The sequence below is a fragment of the Chitinophaga sp. CF418 genome, assembly GCF_900142925.1.
GTDB lineage: Bacteria > Bacteroidota > Bacteroidia > Chitinophagales > Chitinophagaceae > Chitinophaga.
Window position 1 is genome coordinate 273452 of the sequence record NZ_FRCN01000008.1, and the last position, 23409, is coordinate 296860.

A 23409-nucleotide genomic window follows, 5' to 3' on the forward strand; every position below is an offset into this window, starting at 1 on the left:
ATCTAATTTTCACTACCGTCTTCATGACTAATTTTAGCTATACTATCAATAGCAAATTTTATTTTACTTAATTGCCATGAGGTAAACAAAGAGCTATCATTCCAGTAATTCTCTTGAATAGAAAACGCTACGTCTAAGTCAACATTTTTCATAAACAGACTTGACGCCTTATATAACTTATAGACTGCTGCAGTATTCTTCCGTACCAAAATCTTTCTTTCTGAAGAATAATTCTTGAAAACGCGGTCTTCGATTTCCATATTTCCATAATAAAACTTAGAGATAGAGCCTAACCAAGCCAACCTTGAATAATAATCATTATTACTAACAAGTGTATCATCTAAAGCATCTATCCAACGAGCAACAGTTATGCTATCCTTTGTTTTCCAAGCCATCTTTATTTCCTGGTAACTATAAAGTGTATTTTCTACTTTCTGGGGCTTTGATTTCTGTAACTTTGATTTCTGACTACAGGAGGAAATAAAAGCAGATATGACAAAAAACGCACACATATAAACTGCCTTATTTTTTTGTTCTATTTTTCGCATCTTCATTTTTATTTTGAGCACTATTCCCTTTTTTTGTTGTCACATGCTTATCAAATTCATGGAAATTCCATTTTTTAGGTTGTATAAGATCGCTCCAATACACCACTTTCAAATAGACGAAGCTATAGCTTTTCTCTAGGGGCTTTGCTGCTGGTTCATTACCCTGTATTGTTGTTAAATTATCCTTGTCATCATCAAAATCAAAACGACTGTCTCCAACTCTGGTAAGAGTCTGGCTATGTCCGCTGCCATTACGATGATCCCATGCTAGAAGATCTCCAGACATTAGATCCTTCCATTCTTTGTTCTCGGTCAAAAAGTCATTACGAAATAAGTCGAGAGAACCATAAAAAGATTCTATCTGCTTTGAAAAGGCCAACCAATCACCCTCTTTAAAATTAATCCTCTTAACATCTCCATTTCCGTCCTTGTAGTTAAAACCATAATTATCATTCGATATGGTTGGATCTGCAGGTGTCTTATAGTCCTTGAAATACACGGGAAGTTTATACTTATAAGCAAAAGTAACCATTGCTCTAATTGATAAATCGGCACAATCAAACTTCTCATTACCTTCCTTGTAAGTTTTTAGAATACCACCGACTTCTTGTCGCCACAATGTTTGATAAGTCATGCCCTTTATATATTTGCTTCCCATCCTTTTAATTAATGCCTCGTCTGTAATAACTTCCGTCCATCTATGCTTCGTTTTCCATTCCCCGCCATCTAAGTCAACACCATCTATAACCCTATTTTCAGCGTATGCATAAGTACTATTCCATGGATAAGATTTAAATAAAGGATCCACACTCAAAAACTTCCCCAACCTCGGGTCATACACCCTCATCCCATAATCCTGCTGATTCCCCTCTCCCTTCACCTCATTATCATTCTCCTTCCCATTAAACCCATAGCGATAACTCCCCAAGCTCCACTTCCTATCCGGCTGCAACATCCCAAAAGGATAATAATCCTGCGCACTCAATACCTCCGCCTCATAATGATCTACCGCTCCTCCACTTACCGAATCCACCACCTTATCTGAAATAGTCGCCAGTACGTTACCCAGATGATTAGTCAACTCATACTGCTTCCTTCCCTTTTTCAGCCAGTTTGTATCGCTGGCAGTTGATGTTACATCAGTTGCATCAATATCAGAAGTCCAGACACCTAAACGGCTGCTACCATACAAATGCTGTTCTTTCCAATACGTCTGATTACCACCGTCTTTATTTCCATAAACAGCCAGTACGTTGCCTTGTGCATCGCGTACATACCAGGTCTTATCTGCAACAGCTCCTTTCGTATATTGCTTGTATACACGATTACCTGACGGATCATATGCATATTCCAAAGAACTACCATCAGCTTTACCAATCTGTCTGATCTTCCCATACAGGGTCCACCTAACAGAGTCTATTTGCCCCTGCATGTCAGAGATCAAATTACCAATGTTGTCGTAAAGATAATTATTCGCCTGTTGATTTTTCAAATCCTCTGTATAACTGGCGTTGTCAACGGCATCAATCACCTGTGATAACTTATTATTCAACAAGTTACCGGCCGCATCGCGGGAATACACATAACTCAGCTGGTCCATGGTTAAACCTCTGCCGCTGCTACCATTACGCAAATAGCTGAGAATGTTACCATTACCATCATAAGTTATTGCTTCCTTAAACTGATCCCCGGCTGTTGTTGCACTCCAATCAGTTGCTCCGACCGTCAATGAATGCTGACGCATGCCCTTGAGACGATTCAACTGGTCGTACCGATAACTATACCCCACAGGTGTTTGCTCCGCTACCCGTTTAAGCGCCAGCGTGCTACGGCTGATATTGCCGTTAAAAAGGTCTCTACCGGCTTCTGTAGGTACTCCCACCGTCCAGGTCAGTGGGAAGGCTTTTGCCTGATCACTTATTTCCTTATAGTCACCTGCAAAATATTCAAGGGAATATGCATACGCATCCCTGGCGGTATTACTACGCCATGTATGCTGCACACCGTCCCCTCCTATTTCATCTTGCGGCGATAAATAGTTACCATTCACCCCTTTCAGCCAACCTTGTAGAGTATACGCATAGTCAATTCCCTGCACAAGTTGCTCATTACCAAGTTCTGTCCTGGCTAATGGACCATGCAGGTAATAACGATAAGCAGCATCTGTATGAGGTGTCTCAATCTCCCATCCATTTGAAGAAACGGTGTTAACACCTGTAAAGGCTTTTGTGAGACGATTTTCAGCGTCATACTCATAACCATACAGGAACTGATCCTTCTTACCACCCTGATATCTCACCTTGTTAACCTTTCCACTCACGAGATCATACTGATAGTCAATCTGTTTGGTATCAAGATCAGCCATCTGTTGCCATAAAGTCTTCACATTGCCTATCTGGTCATAACTATAATACGTAGCCTGCTGCGGATTTCCATTCTCATCTTCTGCATAAGTAACGGCGCTTACCCTTTTTCTCAGGTTATCCTGGGCAGTTGCGATGGCATCGGCTGTCTGTGACTTAGGAGCATCATAATAAGTCCTGGTAACCTGTTGCCTTGGATTTGTTCCAAATGCAGCCAGGGCGTCGGTGGAAAGGAATGGCACTGTAACCGGAAGGGTGGCATTTGTTTCACCAACCTCTTTAATACGTCCCTGTGCATCATAGTTAGTGTAGCTGTAACGGGAACTCCAACCTCCTCCTAAAGGATTAAGTTGCTCCGCGTTTTGTGAAGCCACCATTCTACCCAGCATATCATACCAGAAATGACTGGTACCTCCGTCAGGAGTATTCTGCGCTTCAATCCCATTTAGTGACTGATATGCATAAGAAGTTGTCAAGGTATGTTTCGGGAAAACAGCTACGTATTGTGTTTCAGTAGTAGACCCATCCACAGTCCAATAGCTTCCGGCCGCCGGGATACCAAAACGCGTCCAGAACAGCTTGGCACTGTCCAATGCCGTAGCATAAGACGGACTAAAGCCCATGCAGGCATCGTCAGCGTTTGCTGATATTTCCTTCGCACTCAGCTTACGACTGAAAAAGCGTACCTGCTTTAGCAAGGTAAGATTCTTCGGATAAGTAATACCCGCGCCACCTGACCGTATCTCCCATGGACAAGCGCCAGTTGGCTCTACATTTACACGAGGACAGGATTTACCGTTTACATATATTTCCCGGCTATTTTTCTTAAGCCCATCACCCTGAATCACTACATGTGTCCATGGAGTCAAGGGCAAAATACCTGTCAGGTCAGCAGTTGTATGTGCTGACAACACGACGTCTGTTTCCCCTCCTGTAAGCGGCGTAATTGTATACACATCAAAATTCAGATACTTGCCGCTGATACACAGGTTAAACATATACTTGTTCCCGCTGGTTGTCGCAATCACCTGTCCTCCGGATCTGCTCTGATTGAACATCCACATCTCAAGTGACGCGTCTCCGGTACGATCAAAGACAGTTGTAAACTGCTGCAATGCAGTAGCCTCAGGTGTATTTGTAGTCGGACCACCATAAGTACAAACGGCGCTTCCCTTCCTGCGCACCGCAGCAATCTGCGCAAACAGGGAATCATCCAGCGGATGTACGCCTTCCGGCGGAACAGTTCTGACTAAATTCCCCGCCTGATCATAATAATAGAGTGTATAATGGTACGTCTGCTGAGAGGAAGTCAGCGACAACTTAGGTTTATTAGCACTGCAATAAGCGATATATTCAGCGCGGAAAAGACGTTTTACCTCTTCAATATATTCCTTATAAGCTACATGCCCTGCTGTAACCGCATCATCGATTCCCTGCATCATACATTCATAATTATCCGGCTTAACGCTGGCATACGAAGGATGATTACATAACAACATTGAAAAAGAAGAATTCTTCGCTACTGTATCTCCATATTCTTTATATTCTGCATAAGACAGGGTAAAACCAAAGCGACCGTTGAGATAGTTGGCGAACATTACCTCGTAGTTCGGGTGATCGACTATCAGGCTATCGCCCATGATGGCGACAAATGCCATTACCGCATCGGTATACTCACTTGCGGAAATACAACCCTTCGCGCCCTTTTCCATGAAAACAGGCAACTTCACAGGCTGCTGAAGCAGGTAACGACAGTTAGTACATCCTTTCTGCAGGAACTGCAACTCATCTCTTGTAATATTCATAGCCTCTCCATACTTCTTCGTCAGATATACATAGAAGGAGTCTCCTGTTTGAGCAGCATTGTATTCGGCAGTCAATGTTGCAAGACGATCACATATTGAAGCATTAGTAGCCTCAATCACTTTTTCAACAGGCTGAGGCTGGACATCATACGGATAAGGCGCATCGATCAGATATGGATTGTAATCCATATTGTAAAAACCCAAAACTCCTTTCAGCACATCTGCGAAAGACTTGTAACCTTCTGCAGTAGCGTTACCAGCTGAACTTGCACCATTGATATGGTCTGCGTCTCCACCCAACTTGCAGACCTCAATCAATTTAGCTCGCACGGTACTTTTCTTACTCACATATTTGATGCTGTCTAAAAGGCCTGACAATGCGCCCATCCATACGTCTGCCTGCGCCTCGCAATTCTGGTTAATCATAGCCACCATTGCATCATTAACTATTCCTTTCAACGCCGTTGTGTCTGTGGTAATCGGCGGAGTAGCGTAGCTGATATTGGTTATACGCGAAGTTTTATATGCGTATGCCTGATTACAACCAGTTCCGGGATTCGGAGAATCACCATAACAGGTATCAATTCCAAATATCCAATTATTAATTTGTCCATGTTGTATTATTAGGAATGGATGGCGGTCATAATCATGATCAATTTGGATAGGATAGTAAGTATCCGGATCATTGGGATCCCACCATACCCTTGCCCTTATCGCGGCGCCAACAGGAGGAATATGCCCCGTATATGTGTACTCTACCTTAGAGTCACTACCGTTATATCCATAGGTAACCCGGGCAAATTTATCCTCCCTGGCATCAACAGCACAACTAAAAGCAGTATCCTCCGCAGCAGTACCACAATTAGTTGAGGCTATACGTAATGCACTTAAAGGGATTTTTTTATTGACGCAAAACGCTGTAACAGTCTGCCCTGCATACAGTGGTACCTGAGTTGATCCAATGATCAGATTTTTGTACTCATCGGGGTAATAAATATTAATAGTAAGGTTTTGCGCCAGTGGCGCCCCCAAATATGTTATTTTACACCTATAACCAACGGTTCCTGGACAATCTCCATCCGTTCCAAGTACAAAAGTCGAAGCATCAGGACAATTTATCACCGGATACGCCGAAGCCTTACCCACAGTACATGCAGCGCCACAATACGCCGGCGTATTTCTCAGTAACTGATAATATTTATCTTTCAGTTCCAGATATTTCTCCCTATACAGAACCCATTCCCTGTCAGGGATACGACAATCCTCCTTAGGCACACAATCAGACCAATTATCTGCCTCCCTAACAGGATCATTGTTGACATTTGTAGTCCCTGTATAGTCCGCACAATAAAGCATATAATCTACAAACTTCGACAGACTTCCTACAGGCGTACCGTCACTTTTAGCACCGGCAACATTCTTCGAATAATTTGTCAGATCGTCAATAAAGGCTGACAAGAACGGACGACCCTTTTCTCCATTCTTAAAGAACAGATCATGATCCACTAGCCAACTAATACTATCCCTGCTATAAACTGCGCCACTTGCGTTTGCAGGTATGTCTGAAACTGTTTTTGCCAACGTACGTATCTGTTCGTCCCATTGCAGGTAGCTAGCATTCTCCCGGCAGAATCGCAACGCACAGTACTCCGGATGATATTCAACAAAAGAGGAAGCCCAATCACTTTTCCAATATTTTGCCAATAATTGCAATGTAAATGCACTGTCATAAGGTGAGGTGATCGTCCCATCTTCCAGTTCAAACTGCTCCTGGATATAACGTAAGGAGTCTTTCGGCAGCGGTTTAAACACCTGCCTCCAGTTAAGGTTCAATACGTTAATAGTAGGTTCTACCGCGTTAAATGAATCATCGAAAAGTGCATATTGCCCTCCGGGACTTACATCTCTCTCCATGATATTTTCGAGATCCGTACAAGGAGTAGATGTTGCACAGGTAGCCCTTAATACAGCACACTGGCTGGACAAGGATGCGTATAACTTGTTAATCCACGCCGTAATGGTCGAATCATTGGCTGCAACGTTAACGCTATCAGCCACTAAACGTTCCTTTATACGTTGACTGAAGTCCGTTAACTCACCTAATGACTCCTTACAGGTGGCACAATCATTGAAGCAGGAAAGAAAATCTTTATTCAATAAGGCATCACTAACAAATGCCCATTCCTTCTTCAGGTTTGTATTTTTCTCAACATAATTACGCGCATAGGAAGTTACCGCTGCTTCAGGTATACCTAATTCAAAAGTGATAAAGTATTCCCCAACCTCCATAGTGGTATCAATCTCTATAGAATTGAACACCTCTTCATCACAGCTTCCCGCCATACTTCCAATTTTAATTGGCGCGGCACTCCTATAGATCTCATTTCCGCAATTGTCGGAAATATGGATATTTCCTTCATAGTAACAATTGCTACAAATGTTCACGTTATTTTCAGCATACTTGCTTATAAGCTGCTGTATGTCCAATGTGAGCTTTACACTGTTGTGGGGAACAGCATTCATATAAGTGGCGGTAGCCGAAATCTTCATCTTTGAAGGATCAAAGGAAAATTCACGGTTCATTACCACAGTAGTCGTTGGAACGGCAACAGGTTTGGATGGTAGTGCATCAACGTTACCAAGTGTATCTCCAGCCAATGCCGTGGCAACTGTCTTACCGGCAGCATCCTGGTAACTAATGCTTATCTGACCATTACCATCAATAGTCATATTCTTCAGGTAATGGCTGGCGTATCCTACATCATTCCCAAACAGCCTGTCCAGTTCCCACTGCTCCGGTTTACCATAGAAATAACGTGTAGCTTTACTAACTGCTGCAGGTCCTGGCTGAAACAATTTACCAACGCCTCCCTGCACACTTACACGTCCTGTATTATCTCCTGTATATCTTGTTACTGCTAAAGGATATCCCTCTGCATCAGGAATGTATTTATTCTCAGGCCTGGATGCATCATCCTTAAATTCATTCAGCGGTGAATAATATCTGGCGGCGCCCTTCCCGTTAGATAGAGGGGCTGGTGTACTTATGCAATTACCTCCGCTACCATAAACGTCATTAAAATTATATTTTCCAGTGGCCGAAGGGTGCATTTCAGGATAATACCTCAGAACGGAGGCAGCAGTAGGAGCTGGAAGAATGCTCGCTAACGGACGCCCAAACTCATCATATATTGTCTCCTGTACTACCGCTGTTTTGTCGCTGTTATTTACAGTAACCGTTTGCCTGTTCCGTAAGCTTCCATCGAAATAACTAACTACCTCTTTCTTTTTCCCATCTTCCGCATATACCGCGTTGTATTGCCAGTTGAGATTATCCTGATGCCAGGGATTCTCTGCTAAATCAATGACACCCGGTTTAGTCACTCCATTCTCCTGGATCTGATACTGCCAGGGCCCTTCCTGGCGAAAACCATTATCCTGATATTGCACCAGACGCATGCGGACTAACAAAAATCTCGAATTGTGCACCAGGGAAATGTCAAATAGCTCCTTCTGCACAGTAGCACGACTGGCATTATTCCTGAACATTTTCTTCAGGTCATCTACTGTGATACCCGTTGACAAGCTATCCAGCTTCCGTCCATTGTCTGATTCATCATCAATGAACGTCCACTCCACATCATACTCCTCTACCCCGGTGATCGTATTCCAGGAAAGTGATACAGCATGTGGATCTATAGGTGCGCCTTCCGGTACCACCGACTGCTGCCGGGATACTACCGGAATTAGCGGAGTATTCTGGTCTAAATCATATGAACGCTCCACTGCCACCTGAGTTATAAGACGGAAAGCGGCAGGAAGAGGTGCACCCAACTCGGCACTAGTTATATCATTTACTGTGATCCTTACCTTATGTCCATTCATAAACCGGTGAGAAGCTGCATCCTGGTAAGCAACACCAGCTGTTGGATCAAAGCTGATCGTCAGCTTTACGTGATCATCAACAGAAGGATCTACCTGGTCTGGTAGAGACCAATATTCTACTTTCAGATCTATTTCACACTTAAAGGCTTTAGGCAATACAACCCCTAAATCACGATACAGACCAAAGGTGATAATATTGCTTACAGTCTTGTTATGGATCTTCTGCCAATCGTATGCACTGTTGAGGAACTTTTCATCCTTTAGTGTCAGTACATCTCCCTTTTTTATCGTACCCTGTAATTGGTTCTGATAAGTCTCAACAGCATTGAAGGCTTTTGCCTGCAGCACTCCGCAAAGCAACCAGGCAGCCATGATTACCTTCACCATTAATATTTTAGCGTAAACAGCACGCATATGCATTTTCAACATTAAGAGGTTAACACTAGTCTTTAATCAATTCATATCCTTTCAATCGCCTTGAAGGCGCCAGCTCTCCATTATTCATCGTCACATAACGCTCCATCCGCAAAAGGTCCTGCCTCACCTCTCCAGGTTCAAAACTGCGGACAGTCACTTTCAATAATCTATCCTTCGACAAATCTTCCATCTCCATTGGATTTGACATACGCATTACTGCGCGCCGGATGACGCCCGCACTATCAAAAGAAACACGGTATTCGCGACAGCTGGCATGTCTGTTATTGACCAGCGAAATTTGCGTAAGCGGACCGTCTGCAGTACGTGTTACATTGTATGTTTCCCTCGACAAAAAGGTTGCTTCCATATCAGCAGACATTCTAACCGGATTTACCACTTCTTTCGGTTCAGACACGTATATCTTCTTCATATCATGTGCGACAACGATATAGGCGTCAGTCAATGATACCATTTCATTATCACCAAACTGGTAATATCCCTGATTGCCTTGCCGGGTGTAACAGAAATCACCCTGTATGTTATTACTCTCGTCTCCCAGGTCCTGCGCATCCATTGTTCCTGCAATAGTAATGTAGGTAACAGTATCCATCGCATGCAACAGCTTTGTCAGCTCGCTGATGATAGCCTTCTGTTGTTTGTCATTTTCACTGATCACAATCCTCTTCTCCTTTTTGGGAAGCCTGGGGCCAAACCATTCCCGGAAACCGGGAATAGTAGCAAATGCACCTGAGGCAATCAGTAACACACCCACAGGTATAAGGATCTTTATATATTTAGCACTTAATTTCATGGTATAGCAATATTTTCACTAGTTAGCTTTACGATAAGCAGAACGGTTTTCTTTAATTGTCATAATACCTCTTTCGGTTTCTTTCTTCACACGGATCAATGTACCCTCGTCATCATACTCGTAGAAAGTGGCATAGTTATTCTCGTCCATCTCTGCCATTACCCGCTGCGTCTTGTCGTCATATGTGAAGGTTTTCAACTGTCCGTCATATGGGAATATCCTGATATCATCTATTTTCACGCCATTACCAGTCAATACAACCGTTATCTCTTCCAATTGATTACCTAAGGTCCACGCCGGGATATCCAATGTACCTTCTACCAGTTTCCAGCCCTCTACAACAGCTTTCTTTTTCAGCGTTGTAACATCGTGGTTATTCACCTTCAATGTAATGCCAGTACCAGTGCCCGATGGATCACTATCTTTCACCCAGGCAGAGAAAATATACTTATTGCCTGTCACCGGGTTGAATCCTCTTAATCCGAGCCAGCCGTCCGTTCTCTGATAATATTCACCTTTTGTGTTATTAGCGATGTAAATACCCGGTGTATGTTCATTCCTGAAAACATTAGCCTTCAGTTCGATATCCCCATTCAACTTTAAGCTATAGTTACCGCTATGTGCATCCTGATCATCCAGTTTATCTGCATAACCATCTCCCAGCACATTCCTGATGTTGAAATTGTCTGGTTCGCATGGTCTTACACCCACACATTGATCATTGAACTTATAATCATCAAAACCGTCATAAAATATTTCCCGCTGGCGCATATTTGAACCCACTGCCACCGGCAGGCTGGATTTATATCCATAACGCGCCGCGCTGTAACGATTCAATGCGTCTTTGTTCTCAAGATCCTGGGAATATTTATCATACATCGTCATTGTATTTGATGTTACCCACTCAATGTTCGTTGCTATACTCCAGCCATTATTGTATACCCAGAATGCATAGAACTTCTCATAATAACCATTCCTGCGAAGGCCTGCACTACCGGTAGTATTAGTAACCAGATCCTGACCTGAGCGACTTGTAAGCCATGCCATCTGTCTATATGGCAGCCAGTTACCCAGATATCCGTAGAGATATGGGTTGATCGCACTATTAATAGGAATCGCCGGACAGCCTAAATTGCCTGAACACAGGTCCATCGCACCCGGAGGACAGGAGAAACGGCGTTTCACAATCTCTCCGGAGGTATTCTTCACATATGTATCTCTTGGCTTGCCGTCAAGCATTGTTTCGGTGGAGAATATTTTATTAACATCTGACTCAGCAGCAGCATTCACAAGCTGAGTAAGTGTGTTGTTATATACTTCCACTCCAACTGCATGATCGCCTTCTTTATTCATCGCCTCTATTGTCAGCGTATGGCGTCCTGCGCTTAAATAAACAGGATATACTTTCCAGTCGAGATAAGGCTCATTGTCCCCATTCCATTTCATCAGCACCTCTTTGATAAGTACGCCGTCAATCAACACTCTCACCTGATTATCTGCTCCCATACCGAGATAATAAGTCTTGCTTTCAGGTACGTTCAGACAGTTATTAACCCCTATCCATTGATTATCATAGGACGACTGCAGCCATATGCCCGTTTTGTTCAGGCGACCGCAGTATCCGGAGCTTACAGCAACCATAGCCAACCTGGATGTAGTTGCAGCAGTATCTGCCGGGGTCAGAGAAGCATCCGTTTTTTCGGAAGATGCTATGCGGGCAAAGCTGCTGCCAGTTGATGTTCCGCAACTTCCTCCAAAGCCCCAGAATGAATTCGCCACCCTCGTTCCTTCATTTCCATTTGCATCATGAAATATGGCGCCTTGTTTCGTATAAACGTCTAGTTCATTGCCTTCTGCTATTGTCAACCCAACATCTGTATCTTCTGCTGCGCCAATCGGTATACATGATTGTCCGTCAGGGCTTTTTGTATATCCCTCAGGACATGATCCTTTCTCCCTTGAGCCACAATCCGGATAACCATTCATTATGCTGATTTCTTCACCATCAGGGCATATATAGTTACCATTTACCCGTTTGCCGTTGTCATCCAGTTCATACAGGTACACGTTAGGATCACCCTTTAATCTGGCCGTTGAAAATATAATTGAAGGATCAATTGCCTCCTTAACACCAGTATTCAGGGTACTCATATCAGCGGTGTATATTTCCGCTCCAACCGTGCGTCCGTCATCCGCCCAGGCTTCAACACGAATATTATGTTTGCCCGCTGATAAATGGTACCTTACCAATGCCCATATTTCATAGCTTTCCACGCGAATGTCTTCCGACCAGGCAACTTTTACTCCATCGATAAGAATTCTTATTTTCTTAGTACCGGCGATACCAACAAATACATCCTTTTCCGATTGCAGGGTCAGCAATTTCTCTGCTCCCCACCAGCGGCTATCGGGCAATCCCTGCAACCAGATACCAACGCTATCCAGCTTTGAGTGCCAATAAGCAGCACCACTTGTGCCTATATTCTGCGTATTATTAAACTCATAGAAGTGTGCCCCCTGTTTACCATAGTCCGGCGAAGAGCCTCCCGGCCGGATAGTGTCTGTAAAGGCGCTATTGACCATACCCGGTTTATAACATATACCATCTTCACGCTCTTCATAGCCTTCAGGACAGCTTTTGTAATTACAATCCGTTGCCTGTCCCCAGGCCTCATCATACAAAACAGCAGTGGCATTTAAGACCTTATATCCTGAGAGGTCCTCATTACTTAAAAACTTCAGCTTATTATTAACAATAGGGTTCTCGAGACTTGTAATGGCAGTAGCAGGCGCAGATAGCAAATTGCGATACCCTGACCGGCAAATTTTTACCAGTCCATTCTGTGCACGGGCCAATCTACCTGTTCTCTCAATCAGGCGAAGAGACTTCACTCCATTTCCATCGGTAGAATTAATCACCCAGGTATGGTATCCTGTGTTGACATTTATCAGCTCATCTCCCGCTGTCAGGTATGGTCTGAATTCAGCCATTGGAATGCCATTATCATCAGTATCAAAATTTGTGAATGCTGTCCCCAGGGTTTTATACGCCATACCCATCTGGCTATACATCCAGTAAGCAGGGACATTCACGGTATAAACAGGATCATCAAATTCGTTCGCTGACTGGGTTAAAACAGGCTCTCCGGAATATTTATCATAGACCAAATAGGATGCTGTACTCGTGGAGCCATTTATCCGCTTCACCACCTTACTGATCAATCCATAGTATTGAACCGTCTTCAGTACAGCTGATGAACGGAATAAACGGTAGTCATCATTCTGCGCCCAGGGGAAATGTGGTAGAGGCAGCGGGAAACCATAAAAAGGGATCACATCCACCCCGAGGTTAATACTCTTTCCTTTATTCTTCATTTCCGACTGACGCATATCTGTGATCATATCGATCTCCCGGCCGATGGTCTGACCTTTCGTGATCGTGCCTGTATTGTCGACTACGTCCACTATATTCTTAAGCCTTTGTGTACCTCCGGATTCTTCTGCATTATAGAAATACTCAGAGGACGAAATTTCCTGACCAGATTGATTAAACACTCTTTCCGCCTTCTCCTTTCCATGCATATCATTCAGGAAAACCACATATCCCTGAGACATACTCTGCTCATAAATGGAATTACCTCCAAAAAATGAAGACCAGGATTTGGGTTTATGCAGATACTTCTGTATTCCGGTTTGTTGTACGAATACAGGAAATTCTTTCGCTGTATAAAACTCGTAGCTAAGCCATCCGGTTTTATTTTGCTGGTCAGCGTTTCCTCCTGCTCCAAGATTACGAACCCTTACCTCCCGGTATCCAACAACCGGCGCCGGATATAAGGACTCCGCCAATGGTTCCTCCAGATAGAAGAAGTTGTCCAATGCCCATTTTACCTTCTGGGTATATTTAATCGGCTGGCGCATCGGATTTTCATCTCCTCCCACGACAGGTTCATAAGAGGCAACACCACTACTGATCACAGCATCACCTCTCCATGTTGTGTATTCATACTCCTGACCATAAAGTGCCTGATTCTCCCCACTTACCATGCTGTTCCACTCATCTGACATCGTTATTTTCTTTACTCTAAGGCCTCCCCCTAATTTCCTTCCGTTCAGTTTCACAATACGTGCAAAACTCTTATTTAGCTTTACTTTACTTGCAAACTTCTTCCGCAAAGCCTTTTTATTGAAGTTTTCTCTCAGCTCAGAGAGATTGGAAGTAGCATTAGCAATTGCTGTTACGATAGCAGTAACCGGTTTATCATCAGTGACACGGCTCTTATATCCGGGATAAGCATATCTTGGATACTCCAATCTCATCCTTTGCCATGCCGCGCTGGCAAATGGAATAACCTTCACCCCTCCTTCCGTGTCATCCTCAAATGTTACTTTGGCTATTCCATTACTTACTTTTGCATCCTTTATCTTTCCATAACAGGGGATAAAATCATATTTCGAATCACTGGTTGACGAAACTTCATCTGTGACATTTACAAACAGTTTGCAATAGAGATAATCTTCTCCATTAAGGCATTTATCCTGGAATTCCTGTTTATCTGTTGTACTAAACTGCTTATCGTCGATCTTAATATCAAAAGTCTTTGCCTTTAGCAGATTATCAGTCTGGATTCCATCCTCATCGTACATTGCCTGTATTGCACTCATATCCATCGCCTTCCTATCCTGTACATAAGCATAATCGTCTGACTCATACTTGACTTCAATGACGCCTCCTGTAGGTAGTGCAATTTTACTCAGTTGCCACATGCCTGCATTCGCTGCTGCATCAGTGCTATCATGTGCGCTATAAGGGTATTCATCACTTCTTAAATCGCCAAAACCATCCTTATTGTTTGTCCCCACCGGTTTAAGCATACCCCAGCGGTCTGTTGACAGATACGCATAGTTTTGTCCCTCATTATATGTAAACACATATTGATGGTGTTTCCCTTTATCCGAACTGCCATATTTGAAATAGACTCTTTCCAGGGTCAATTTTCCATTCTTTCCCGAGTTAGGTACACCAGGACATAAGTCGTAGTTATAGCAAAACACGACTGTCTTAATTGGCGTGGTCAGATCATTCTTTGAGTATAACCTGATCTCTTTCAGTAATTGCTGTTTAACAGTAGTGTCCTTCACTCCCAACCAATTACAGCCAAGCGCATCCTCACGATCTTCCGTAATGAAATATGCGATCATTGTTTTAGACTCAATGGAATGCAAATACCACAACTCCTTTTCACCATATACGAATGACCCTTTGTCATCGTCCGGATCAGCGTTTAAGCCACGGTTAAATTGCGCCTGGTTAGGATCTTTTCCGTATGGTGTACGCCAATGGAAATCCTTCTCCAGCTTAGAGTAGTTGAATTTGAAAGCAGTTCCCCGATCATCCTCCGTGATACCATCGTCTGTCATATCTACATAATCCGGCGAGAGTATGCCCGTAAGCAGATAAGAGGTGGCATATGCAGGCTGGGATTCCTTATGATAATATTGATCAGTAGCACTTGATGAACGATAATCAATCTCATTGCCTGTCAGACCAAATGTTGCCAGATTAGTGGTTTGATCAACAGTAGATCCTGCGGGCATTGCAAATGTGTATTCATCCTGCCGTTTATTATAAACAGGTATTCCATATACCATTCTCTTACCATCATCTCCTGTAACGGACATTTCAGAAATATGATGTGTTTTACGGACCGTATCTATCCTCGACATCTCCTTGTATGACATAGCATTACAAGGCTTCGGATTAAATTTTCCACTATCCTTTCTATTCAGGTCATAACTTCTGATCACTTTGTCAAGCCCTGCAAAACGTGCCTCTTTGGCCGTCAGATACGTCACAGCAGCACGGCGCACCTGCCTTCCAACCTTTTTATATGCCGAATCAGAGGTTACGGTTCCCCATATTGTCGAAGTTAATTTACCTTCCGCCACTTTTCCTGATAAAGGAACACTGACAGGATCTTCTCCCAGTATTCTGGACAAAAAGGCTGGATCGTCCACATGTTTCTCTCCTACCTGCTGGAAATATGCCGGTTCTTCCTCCAACGTACTTTTTGGGGCAAAATCTCCCTTCCCAAGAAAACCATTATCCTCTGTCCACTTACCGTTTATGTTGGTAATATCCTGCTGATATACGGAGGTTCCACCATGAAAATAAGCTCCCGCCCCATATTCGAGGCTGAAGGACTTATTGTCGGAAATATCTTTTGTTTCGTTATCGAAAACAACGCCACTACTATGCCTGTATAAACGAACCTGTCCTCCTCCCAACTGACTGCTATAAGAAAAAATATCAGGGGTTGTGATTGGTAATGCGAGATTATTCATGTCAGGGATCACAGGATTGTCTTTCTCCCGCGTGAAGTCCATCATTGCATCTGGAATGTTTGAGCCTTTCTCTGCATAAAGAAGGCCATAGGCCCTGTTCGCTTTCGTCCGGTCCAGTACTTCACGTTTTGTTTTATATCCCGTTACGCCAGCCCCAGTGAAAATACCAACGGCCGTGCCACCAATGTCTCCACTATATGTTGAGTTTGTCGACTTAAAAGTAATATTGCTTTTGGGATAAAAAGCTGGCGCATTATAGCTGATAGATGAACTGAAAAGTTCACCTGATGTAGAACCTCTTTCACTGTGCACCGTTATATGGCGGTTTTTATCCTCTAGCCAATTCCTTGTCCCGTTGATGGAATAAGAGGTGCTCAGCGTTAAGCCCTTTAACCCTTCCCTCGTATTAAACCCAAGGCTTAATGACTTTGAAGCAGAAGCCGTGTTCCCTCCGCTCATAATATATCTGAGTGATGCAGAAATATTCGGAGTAACAGAAACACCATCTGCTGTACTGGATGTCAGCCCTACACCCGCGCCAACGCCCGCTGTTAACAGGCCACAGTTCGCTAATGACAATGATGCACCAGCATTGGCCCCAATTTCAGCACCATACCCCGTATAGTTGTCGCAAAATACCCCTAACGATAATGAGCCCTGAATCCCCTTGCCAAAAATTTCGCCCCGCAGTGTCAACTTCCCTCCGCCTGTGATCTTCGGCTTCATGTAGCTCTCGGTTGTTACAGTATCACCATTCGCATCATCAGCAATCCCTCTGATATTACGGTTCATTGCTCCCATATTCAGGTTCCAGCCAAGTCCCACCCAGCTGGCCTCATCATCCATTCCTGACCCTCCCTGATAGTTCAGGTTCACAGGATATCCTCCTACATCAAGCAATGGAATGTTATACTTAAAATCACCTGTAAACAGGTCCACCATATCACTGGTCCCTGCAGCCTGAAACTGTTTAGTTTCGGGTTGCACAGGGCCTGAGGTCAAAGCCCAGGCTACAGTGGGCGTCAGCCCCTGCACTAATAACAAAACAAGAAAAAAGCAAGCGATCCGTACACGGGTACGCGCATTTCTGATCATCATATCTTCTGACTTAAAGAATCAATATGGGCAATAGCACTTCCCTTCAGCGGGAAGGAAATGAACTGGTGTGTGAACAGCCAGTCCCTGAATAAAAGTTTACAATCCGGTTCTGCATATACCTTCGCACGGTCAAAAACCAGCATATATTCTACGCCGTTGACAGTGCCGTTGGCAATACGTGTGATGTCTACAGCGCTAATAGTATCTGCAGCATTTACCAGCGAAAAAAGCGTATCCAGCCCATAGCTGTAACTGAGATCACCTGTTCCCTTCATGGGGACGCCGCCGCTATTAGAGACATTCAAACGGAAGTATGCCAAAGAAGTATCGTCTCCTGCTCCCTGCACAGATGGCATGTATTGCAATCTGAATACATAATCATTGACAGTTTTCTCCTGCACCAGATCATTATCCTTCATGGATTGCACAACTTCCTTCCTGCTGGCGCCACAGGCACAAACTAACAGTATGAAACATCCGGCTATAAAATGCTTTATCATCACTCCTCAGGTTGTTTATAAATAAATCTCAATTGTTTCTGCTCTCCCGATGGCAACTTCACATCCATGATATAGAAATAGCCATCTACAAAACCGCTCTTGCCAGACAAATCGATCACCACCTGGTTCATTCCTCTACCAATCTTCACGGTCGGCAGTTTCTTTATTTGCTGGTCCGGTTTCGTCAGGCAGTGAATACTGTATTGCAGCTTAGTCTCCGCATAGGTATTATTGAATGCAAACAGTAGTTGTCCGCGGGCGATGTAGAAGTTCCCTTTAGTCAGGTCTTCCAGGTTTCTGAATGCATCCGGAACCGGATCAACGGGTGGTTTCTCACACGCTACCGTGAAGTCCCATATTTCTGATTCTACCAGCAGCAGGTCGTTTTTGTACGCAGATACCTGCCAGGCATATTTCTTACCTTCTACCAACTCGTTGGCCAGTGAAGGATATAATAGTATTGGCATTGGGATCTGGCGCTGGTTAATAATAGCCAGGTTCATGCGCAGCGCCTCCGCACGTTGCTGATCTTCTTTTACCTCAACAAGCAATAAGCGGTACATCACACCATTAACAGCAGGCACCAATGGCTGCCAGGAGAATGTGGGACGTTTGTCGCAAAGCTTATCGCCATCGTAAGGCTGTATCAGCTGCATAGCACTGAATGGCTGCAGATTATAACTGAAACATTGTTCCTCAATCGGAGCAGTGTTATGACTGTTACCCTCATACAGCTGGAAGCAATAATCATAGTCGCCTTCGGGGAAGAAACCACTCTGTCTTACCACAGTGGCTATCCTGCTGCTACCAAACGATACACCTGCATTGTACACAGCTCCCGGAGGAACGGTATTCATACCCGGCATCAATTCAAAAGCGTTGGTACGAATGGTTGCCACTGCCCCGGATTTCGCTTCGGTAATATTGATAACAAGATTGACCGTCTGCCGGGCGGCGGGATTACTCATTCTCACTTTATAGACATTCTCCAGTGTGCGTCCCTGGATCTCAGGCATAAACGAAAATGTGATCTGCGCTTTCAGGGGCAACAACACACACAGTAACAGCCCTGTCAATAATATTTTATATCCTTTCATATTGCTGTTAGTTTATCTGGTAATGCAAAGACATTGCGGTATTAAATCTGCCATAGTAATAATTGGCAGTGGTGTTTCTCAGGTTCTGACGACCATCAGCGGAAATGCTCAGGCTCCAACGTTTGAAAAGCTGCGCCGCAACCTGCTGACGGAGGCCGATCTGTGTTACTACATCCTTACTATCCATATAGATGAGTGAACTGTTACAGGATAATTTCCACAGGAGATACTGATAACCCGCTTCTGTATTCAGCAGGTTATTATATACAGCAGCGTTATTTACATCGCGGCTATATAAAGCACTGACCATGACCATACCTGGTCCCGCCATCCACGTTTGCATAGATGTCGCGTTAATGAACAGGCTTTTCACCGGCGCATCGGGCTGCAAATAATTCAGCTGCTGTAGACCCAGGCTGCTGTTATTGCTAAAAGATTTACCGGCTAGTTTACCATTCGCCTGGCTGGTAAAAGATATCTTCCTGTTGAGGAAGGCGGTATACTTTCCAGCATCAGTATTCTCTTTCAAAGTATTCTGCAATACGTTCATGCTAAGCGTAAAGCGGCGGGTAAACCGGTAACGCGCATCCAAAGCATATTGCAGACTTTTACGTTTATTGTCTGTCAATGGTGACACTGCCAGATCGCGGATATCCGTCCGTAAGCTGACAGTAGCACGGTTACGCAGCCAGCTGCGCTTCACAAGAAAACCATACTGTAATGTTCCCCGGCTGGCAAATGGTGCACCTGGATTCACATATCCCAGGCCTGCGTAATTGAAGTAGACTTTATGGGTAAGCCCTATTTTCTTTACATCTCCGTTATATGCCATTCCGATAGAAGCAGTAGCCCATATATCATCCAGGAACTGCCCGGCGGCAGATTTAGAAACTGCTGCTGCGTCCTTGCCACCACTACCAAACTGACTGGAGGATTTGGACAGCTCAAAATCAAGCGTTCCCAATTCACCCAGGCTTAATTGCTGGGAAACAGATCCTACGAACACGTTCCTGCTGATAGCTGCTGTATTGAATCCATATTGTCGCTGTGGTTTAGCATTGGCATTTAACACCGAAACATGGCTTTGTTTGTTACCAATATCTCCGCGGCCAAGACGTAAAAACTGCATGCCGTAACTGCCATGGCCTGTAGCCGATTGCAAACCAACATCCTGGACACCTAATTCATTACTCTTACCTGTCGCAAGCATGATGAACTTATTGCCTTTCAAAAAGGAACCTGCGGCACCCGTCATGAAGAGATCAGATAAGGACCCCTTGCTGGCATTAGCACCAATGCTTCCCACCTTCAAATCTTTCATGTTCATCATCAGCCTTTGCAATGGACTCATATGTAATAAATTTCCTGCTATCCGGGAGGTATTCTCAGGCTTTTGCAGCCATCCTTCAATGTCTCCCTTTACCCTTTGCTGGCCTCCAAGCATCTTGTTCATCTCTTTCACCCCTCCCAGCTGCTTTTTCAAGGCCATGATCTTATTATAATACGTAGCAGATGTATCCCGGTTCCGGATCAGCACATTCCTCAACTGGGCACTATCCAGATACATGAGTTGATCTGCAGATAACTTTCCTCCCAGACTGTCTGTACTACCCTTGATGGCAGACAGTTGATCTGCAGCATATTTTTTCATACTGCTTTTCACGTCAAGATCTTCCAGGAAGTATTTCTTCAGATCATATTTCTTCTGTAATTGCTGATTGATTTTCTCCAGGTATGCCTCACGATCAAAGGATATCTTCATAAAATGAGCATCCTGTAAAGCCGTGTTTGTATAATCATATCCTGACAAAGTGGAATAATTCAGCTGAAAAGGAATACTTCCTACAGAAAAAACATCCTGTATTGTTCCCTCATTCCACCAGCCAGACATCATCGCAGTAGAATCACTGTAGGTCGAGGTCCAGGAGATACCTTTCACTTTGTTCTCTGGTTTACCAGGCAAAGTAAAATTTGCAGGGAGTTGCCCTTCCTTCAATGCATAGAATCCACGCAGCTTATTATCGATATATCGTGTCTGTTTTGTGCTGTCCTTCATACCATCGAAGATCTGCTGCATTTTCGCGATCCCTGTAGCCGTGTTGCCGGCTTTCATATACTGCACAAACTGCATTCTGGCTCCCTGATGAAGACCGGATAATCCCAGCCTGTCAAAAGGAAGTGCAGGCAATGTTGTATCCGGTGAATGGAGATCTGCTACCTTATTATTAATAGCATTTACAACCGCCGATTTTAACACAGGTTGATTCGTCAGGCTTCTGGCAGCCAGATCATTGGGTAAACTATCCTGTAAGATCAGGGGTATGGAGGGGTCAGCAAAAGCGGCAGGCTTCAGCCATGCCATAAGGCACACCATTACAGGCAATGCCCTTTTGTATATTTTATACATAATGATAAAGTTCTTAATAGGTATCAGGAAACAGACATAGGTATACGAGAGAATACTTCCCTCCTCTACTTACTCACTTCCAACTTTTGCCTCCAGCGCTGACAGGCGCTTTTCCCGGTCATTCAGCAATTGCTGCCTTTCCTTTATTCTTTGTTCACGTTCCTCCAGCACTTTCTCCTGATCTATCAGGTATAAGGTCATTTCTTCGATCTTCTGCAACAACTTCGCCTGGTTCTGACCAAGCTCCAGATCGCTATCGCCTACCTCTTTTGCAGAAGGAATATCTGAAAGATGTTTATGTTGTGCAATAAAGCGCTCTACCTCCCGCAATGAGGGTAAATGGTATGAAGAATCGAACACAAAATCTGCCCAGTTATTGGGTGTAACCCTCACTTTCTTTGCCAATGCTTCTCCATTTACAGCCAGTCTCACCTTAGGATCAGTCGTGCCTATTCCAACATTACCGGTAGCTTGCCTGATATAAAACAGGGATTTATTCTGATCTGAATTATAAAACTCCCAACCCGCGGTAGCAGCAGAAGACGTACACTCAAAACGTACAACTCCCGGATCTACAGGAGAACCTTTTAGCCAATGTGACTTGAGTGCCTGATTCACAGGATCAGTGGTAAAGACGAATCCTTCCAGGTTCCTGACCGAAATACTGTTGGTCGTAGTATTACCCGCCGTAGTAACTGCCAGCAAATTAGGAGTCTGCGCGTACCCTGTCAAAGCAGCTCCTACCAAACCAAATATGAAAAGTAACTTGCGATTCATAACTAATCTTTGCGCCCCGCTTATTTATGATCTATTCTTTTTTCCAATTCTTTCAGGCGGTCTTCCTGTGCAGCAAACGTTTTATCCTGTGCTTTCATCAACTCCTCTTGTGCCGTAAACTTTTTATTCTGCTCAATCAGATATAATGTCATCTCTTCTATCTTCTGCAGCAGTTTTGCCTGATTCTGCCCAAGGTCAAGTCCCTGTTCATTTATTTCTTTTGCTGAAGGAATACCTGGAAGATGTTTATGCTCCGCGATAAAACGCTCAAGCTCCTGCAATGAAGGAAGCTCATAAGTGGATTCAAATACGAAATCAGGCCAGTCATCCGGTGTTACCCTCACCTTCTTCGCATAGATGTCCCCATTAACCGCCAGCCTTGCTTTAGGATCTGTAGTACCGATACCTACAAAACCGGAGCTCTGCTTAATAAACATCACAGACCTGGCCTGCACCGCATTATAAAATTCCCAGCCTCCCGTTGTTGTAGTTGAAGTACAATCGAAACGTAGCGTTCTCGTTTCTGTTGGTGAAGGTCTCAGGTAATGCGACACCGTGCTATAACCTGTACTCGCATCAACACCGATATTTAATCCATCTTTGTTCCAGAGGTATATACTCTTTGTTGTTGAATTCCCCGCGTCCGTCACTGCCTGAAGCGTTGGGGTCTGCGCACGGGCAGTCAAAGCAAATACGCCGGATATAAAAAAAGCAAACGCCGATTTACTATTCATAATCATCACTGTTATAAAATCAAATAGTTGTCCTGTTAAAATATATTGTCCCAATTGTTATCTCTTAAATCCCCCCGGGCTGCACCCTGGGCCACCAACATGCAATCCGCCAGGGCGGGCTAATCTATGCACCCCTCCCTTAAGTTTTCGACTTGCTCCGCAATGTCTCCTATCTCAAAATAGCAGGCATTACCATGTCCTCAGGACACACCACTACATGCAATGCAATGCCGTTTGTACATTGTACATCAGATTGACAAAGTCAAAAAAGCCCGGGAAACACACATAGGTATACGAAAGACATTGTCCTTCAGTAATAGATATAGAGTCCCTAACAAAATATTGTAGATCAGCTTATAAGGTTGTAATCCAGGACCTTTAATCCTGTTGCATTGAAGTACGGAAATCCTCAAGCATTCGCATAATACAAATGTGGGTAGTTAACAACGCTTGATAGATACGAACATTATGACTTAACCATAGGTATACACTGACTAACTTACTGCAAAGAAAAATAATATTCTTAATATTAGAAAATTTCTTATCAAATTATCAAGACATTTTTTTTAAAGGCGATCTGATTTTCATGCTGATGAGTGATTATTCAATTAAAGATAAATAC

General features: G+C 43.8%; 9 protein-coding genes. All 9 read right to left on the reverse strand.

Annotation, left to right across the window (positions count from 1 at the left end):
• Window positions 1–2: 2 nt before the first annotated feature.
• Window positions 3–548 carry a hypothetical protein gene (locus F3I09_RS19065; RefSeq protein WP_149696631.1) on the reverse strand — a complete coding sequence of 182 codons (546 nt, stop codon included), beginning with the start codon at window positions 546–548 and terminating at the stop codon, window positions 3–5.
• Window positions 523–9015, reverse strand: coding sequence for an RHS repeat-associated core domain-containing protein (locus tag F3I09_RS19070; protein WP_149696632.1), 8493 nt, complete (start codon window positions 9013–9015; stop codon window positions 523–525). The genes F3I09_RS19065 and F3I09_RS19070 overlap by 26 nt, the downstream gene beginning before the upstream one ends.
• Before the next feature lie 28 nt (window positions 9016–9043).
• Window positions 9044–9829: a hypothetical protein gene (locus F3I09_RS19075; RefSeq protein WP_149696633.1), complete on the reverse strand. Its 786-nt coding sequence runs from the start codon at window positions 9827–9829 to the stop codon at window positions 9044–9046.
• 18 nt (window positions 9830–9847) lie between these two features.
• Complete coding sequence (locus F3I09_RS19080) at window positions 9848–17272, reverse strand: hypothetical protein (protein ID WP_149696634.1); 7425 nt, start codon at window positions 17270–17272, stop codon at window positions 9848–9850.
• Window positions 17269–17772 (reverse strand): hypothetical protein, encoded by a 504-nt coding sequence (locus F3I09_RS19085; RefSeq protein ID WP_149696635.1) that lies wholly within the window; start codon window positions 17770–17772, stop codon window positions 17269–17271. Before F3I09_RS19085 ends, F3I09_RS19080 begins: the two co-directional genes overlap by 4 nt.
• Complete coding sequence (locus F3I09_RS19090) at window positions 17772–18869, reverse strand: DUF928 domain-containing protein (RefSeq protein WP_149696636.1); 1098 nt, start codon at window positions 18867–18869, stop codon at window positions 17772–17774. The genes F3I09_RS19085 and F3I09_RS19090 overlap by 1 nt, the downstream gene beginning before the upstream one ends.
• 7 nt (window positions 18870–18876) lie before the next feature.
• Window positions 18877–21276, reverse strand: a complete 2400-nt coding sequence (locus F3I09_RS19095; RefSeq protein WP_149696637.1) for a hypothetical protein — start codon at window positions 21274–21276, stop codon at window positions 18877–18879.
• A gap of 69 nt (window positions 21277–21345) precedes the next feature.
• Complete coding sequence (locus tag F3I09_RS19100) at window positions 21346–22053, reverse strand: hypothetical protein (protein WP_149696638.1); 708 nt, start codon at window positions 22051–22053, stop codon at window positions 21346–21348.
• Window positions 22054–22073: 20 nt separating this feature from the next.
• Entirely contained in the window at window positions 22074–22787 is a 714-nt protein-coding gene (locus F3I09_RS19105; protein WP_149696639.1) for a hypothetical protein, read from the reverse strand.
• Window positions 22788–23409 lie beyond the last annotated feature (622 nt).

Bases quoted from the DNA above. Each gene is read 5' to 3' on its own strand.
- F3I09_RS19065 (WP_149696631.1), bottom strand. From the start codon at position 548: ATGCGAAAAATAGAACAAAAAAATAAGGCAGTTTATATGTGTGCGTTT.
- F3I09_RS19070 (WP_149696632.1), bottom strand. From the start codon at position 9,015: ATGCGTGCTGTTTACGCTAAAATATTAATGGTGAAGGTAATCATGGCT.
- F3I09_RS19075 (WP_149696633.1), bottom strand. From the start codon at position 9,829: ATGAAATTAAGTGCTAAATATATAAAGATCCTTATACCTGTGGGTGTG.
- F3I09_RS19080 (WP_149696634.1), bottom strand. From the start codon at position 17,272: ATGATGATCAGAAATGCGCGTACCCGTGTACGGATCGCTTGCTTTTTT.
- F3I09_RS19085 (WP_149696635.1), bottom strand. From the start codon at position 17,772: ATGATAAAGCATTTTATAGCCGGATGTTTCATACTGTTAGTTTGTGCC.
- F3I09_RS19090 (WP_149696636.1), bottom strand. From the start codon at position 18,869: ATGAAAGGATATAAAATATTATTGACAGGGCTGTTACTGTGTGTGTTG.
- F3I09_RS19095 (WP_149696637.1), bottom strand. From the start codon at position 21,276: ATGTATAAAATATACAAAAGGGCATTGCCTGTAATGGTGTGCCTTATG.
- F3I09_RS19100 (WP_149696638.1), bottom strand. From the start codon at position 22,053: ATGAATCGCAAGTTACTTTTCATATTTGGTTTGGTAGGAGCTGCTTTG.
- F3I09_RS19105 (WP_149696639.1), bottom strand. From the start codon at position 22,787: ATGAATAGTAAATCGGCGTTTGCTTTTTTTATATCCGGCGTATTTGCT.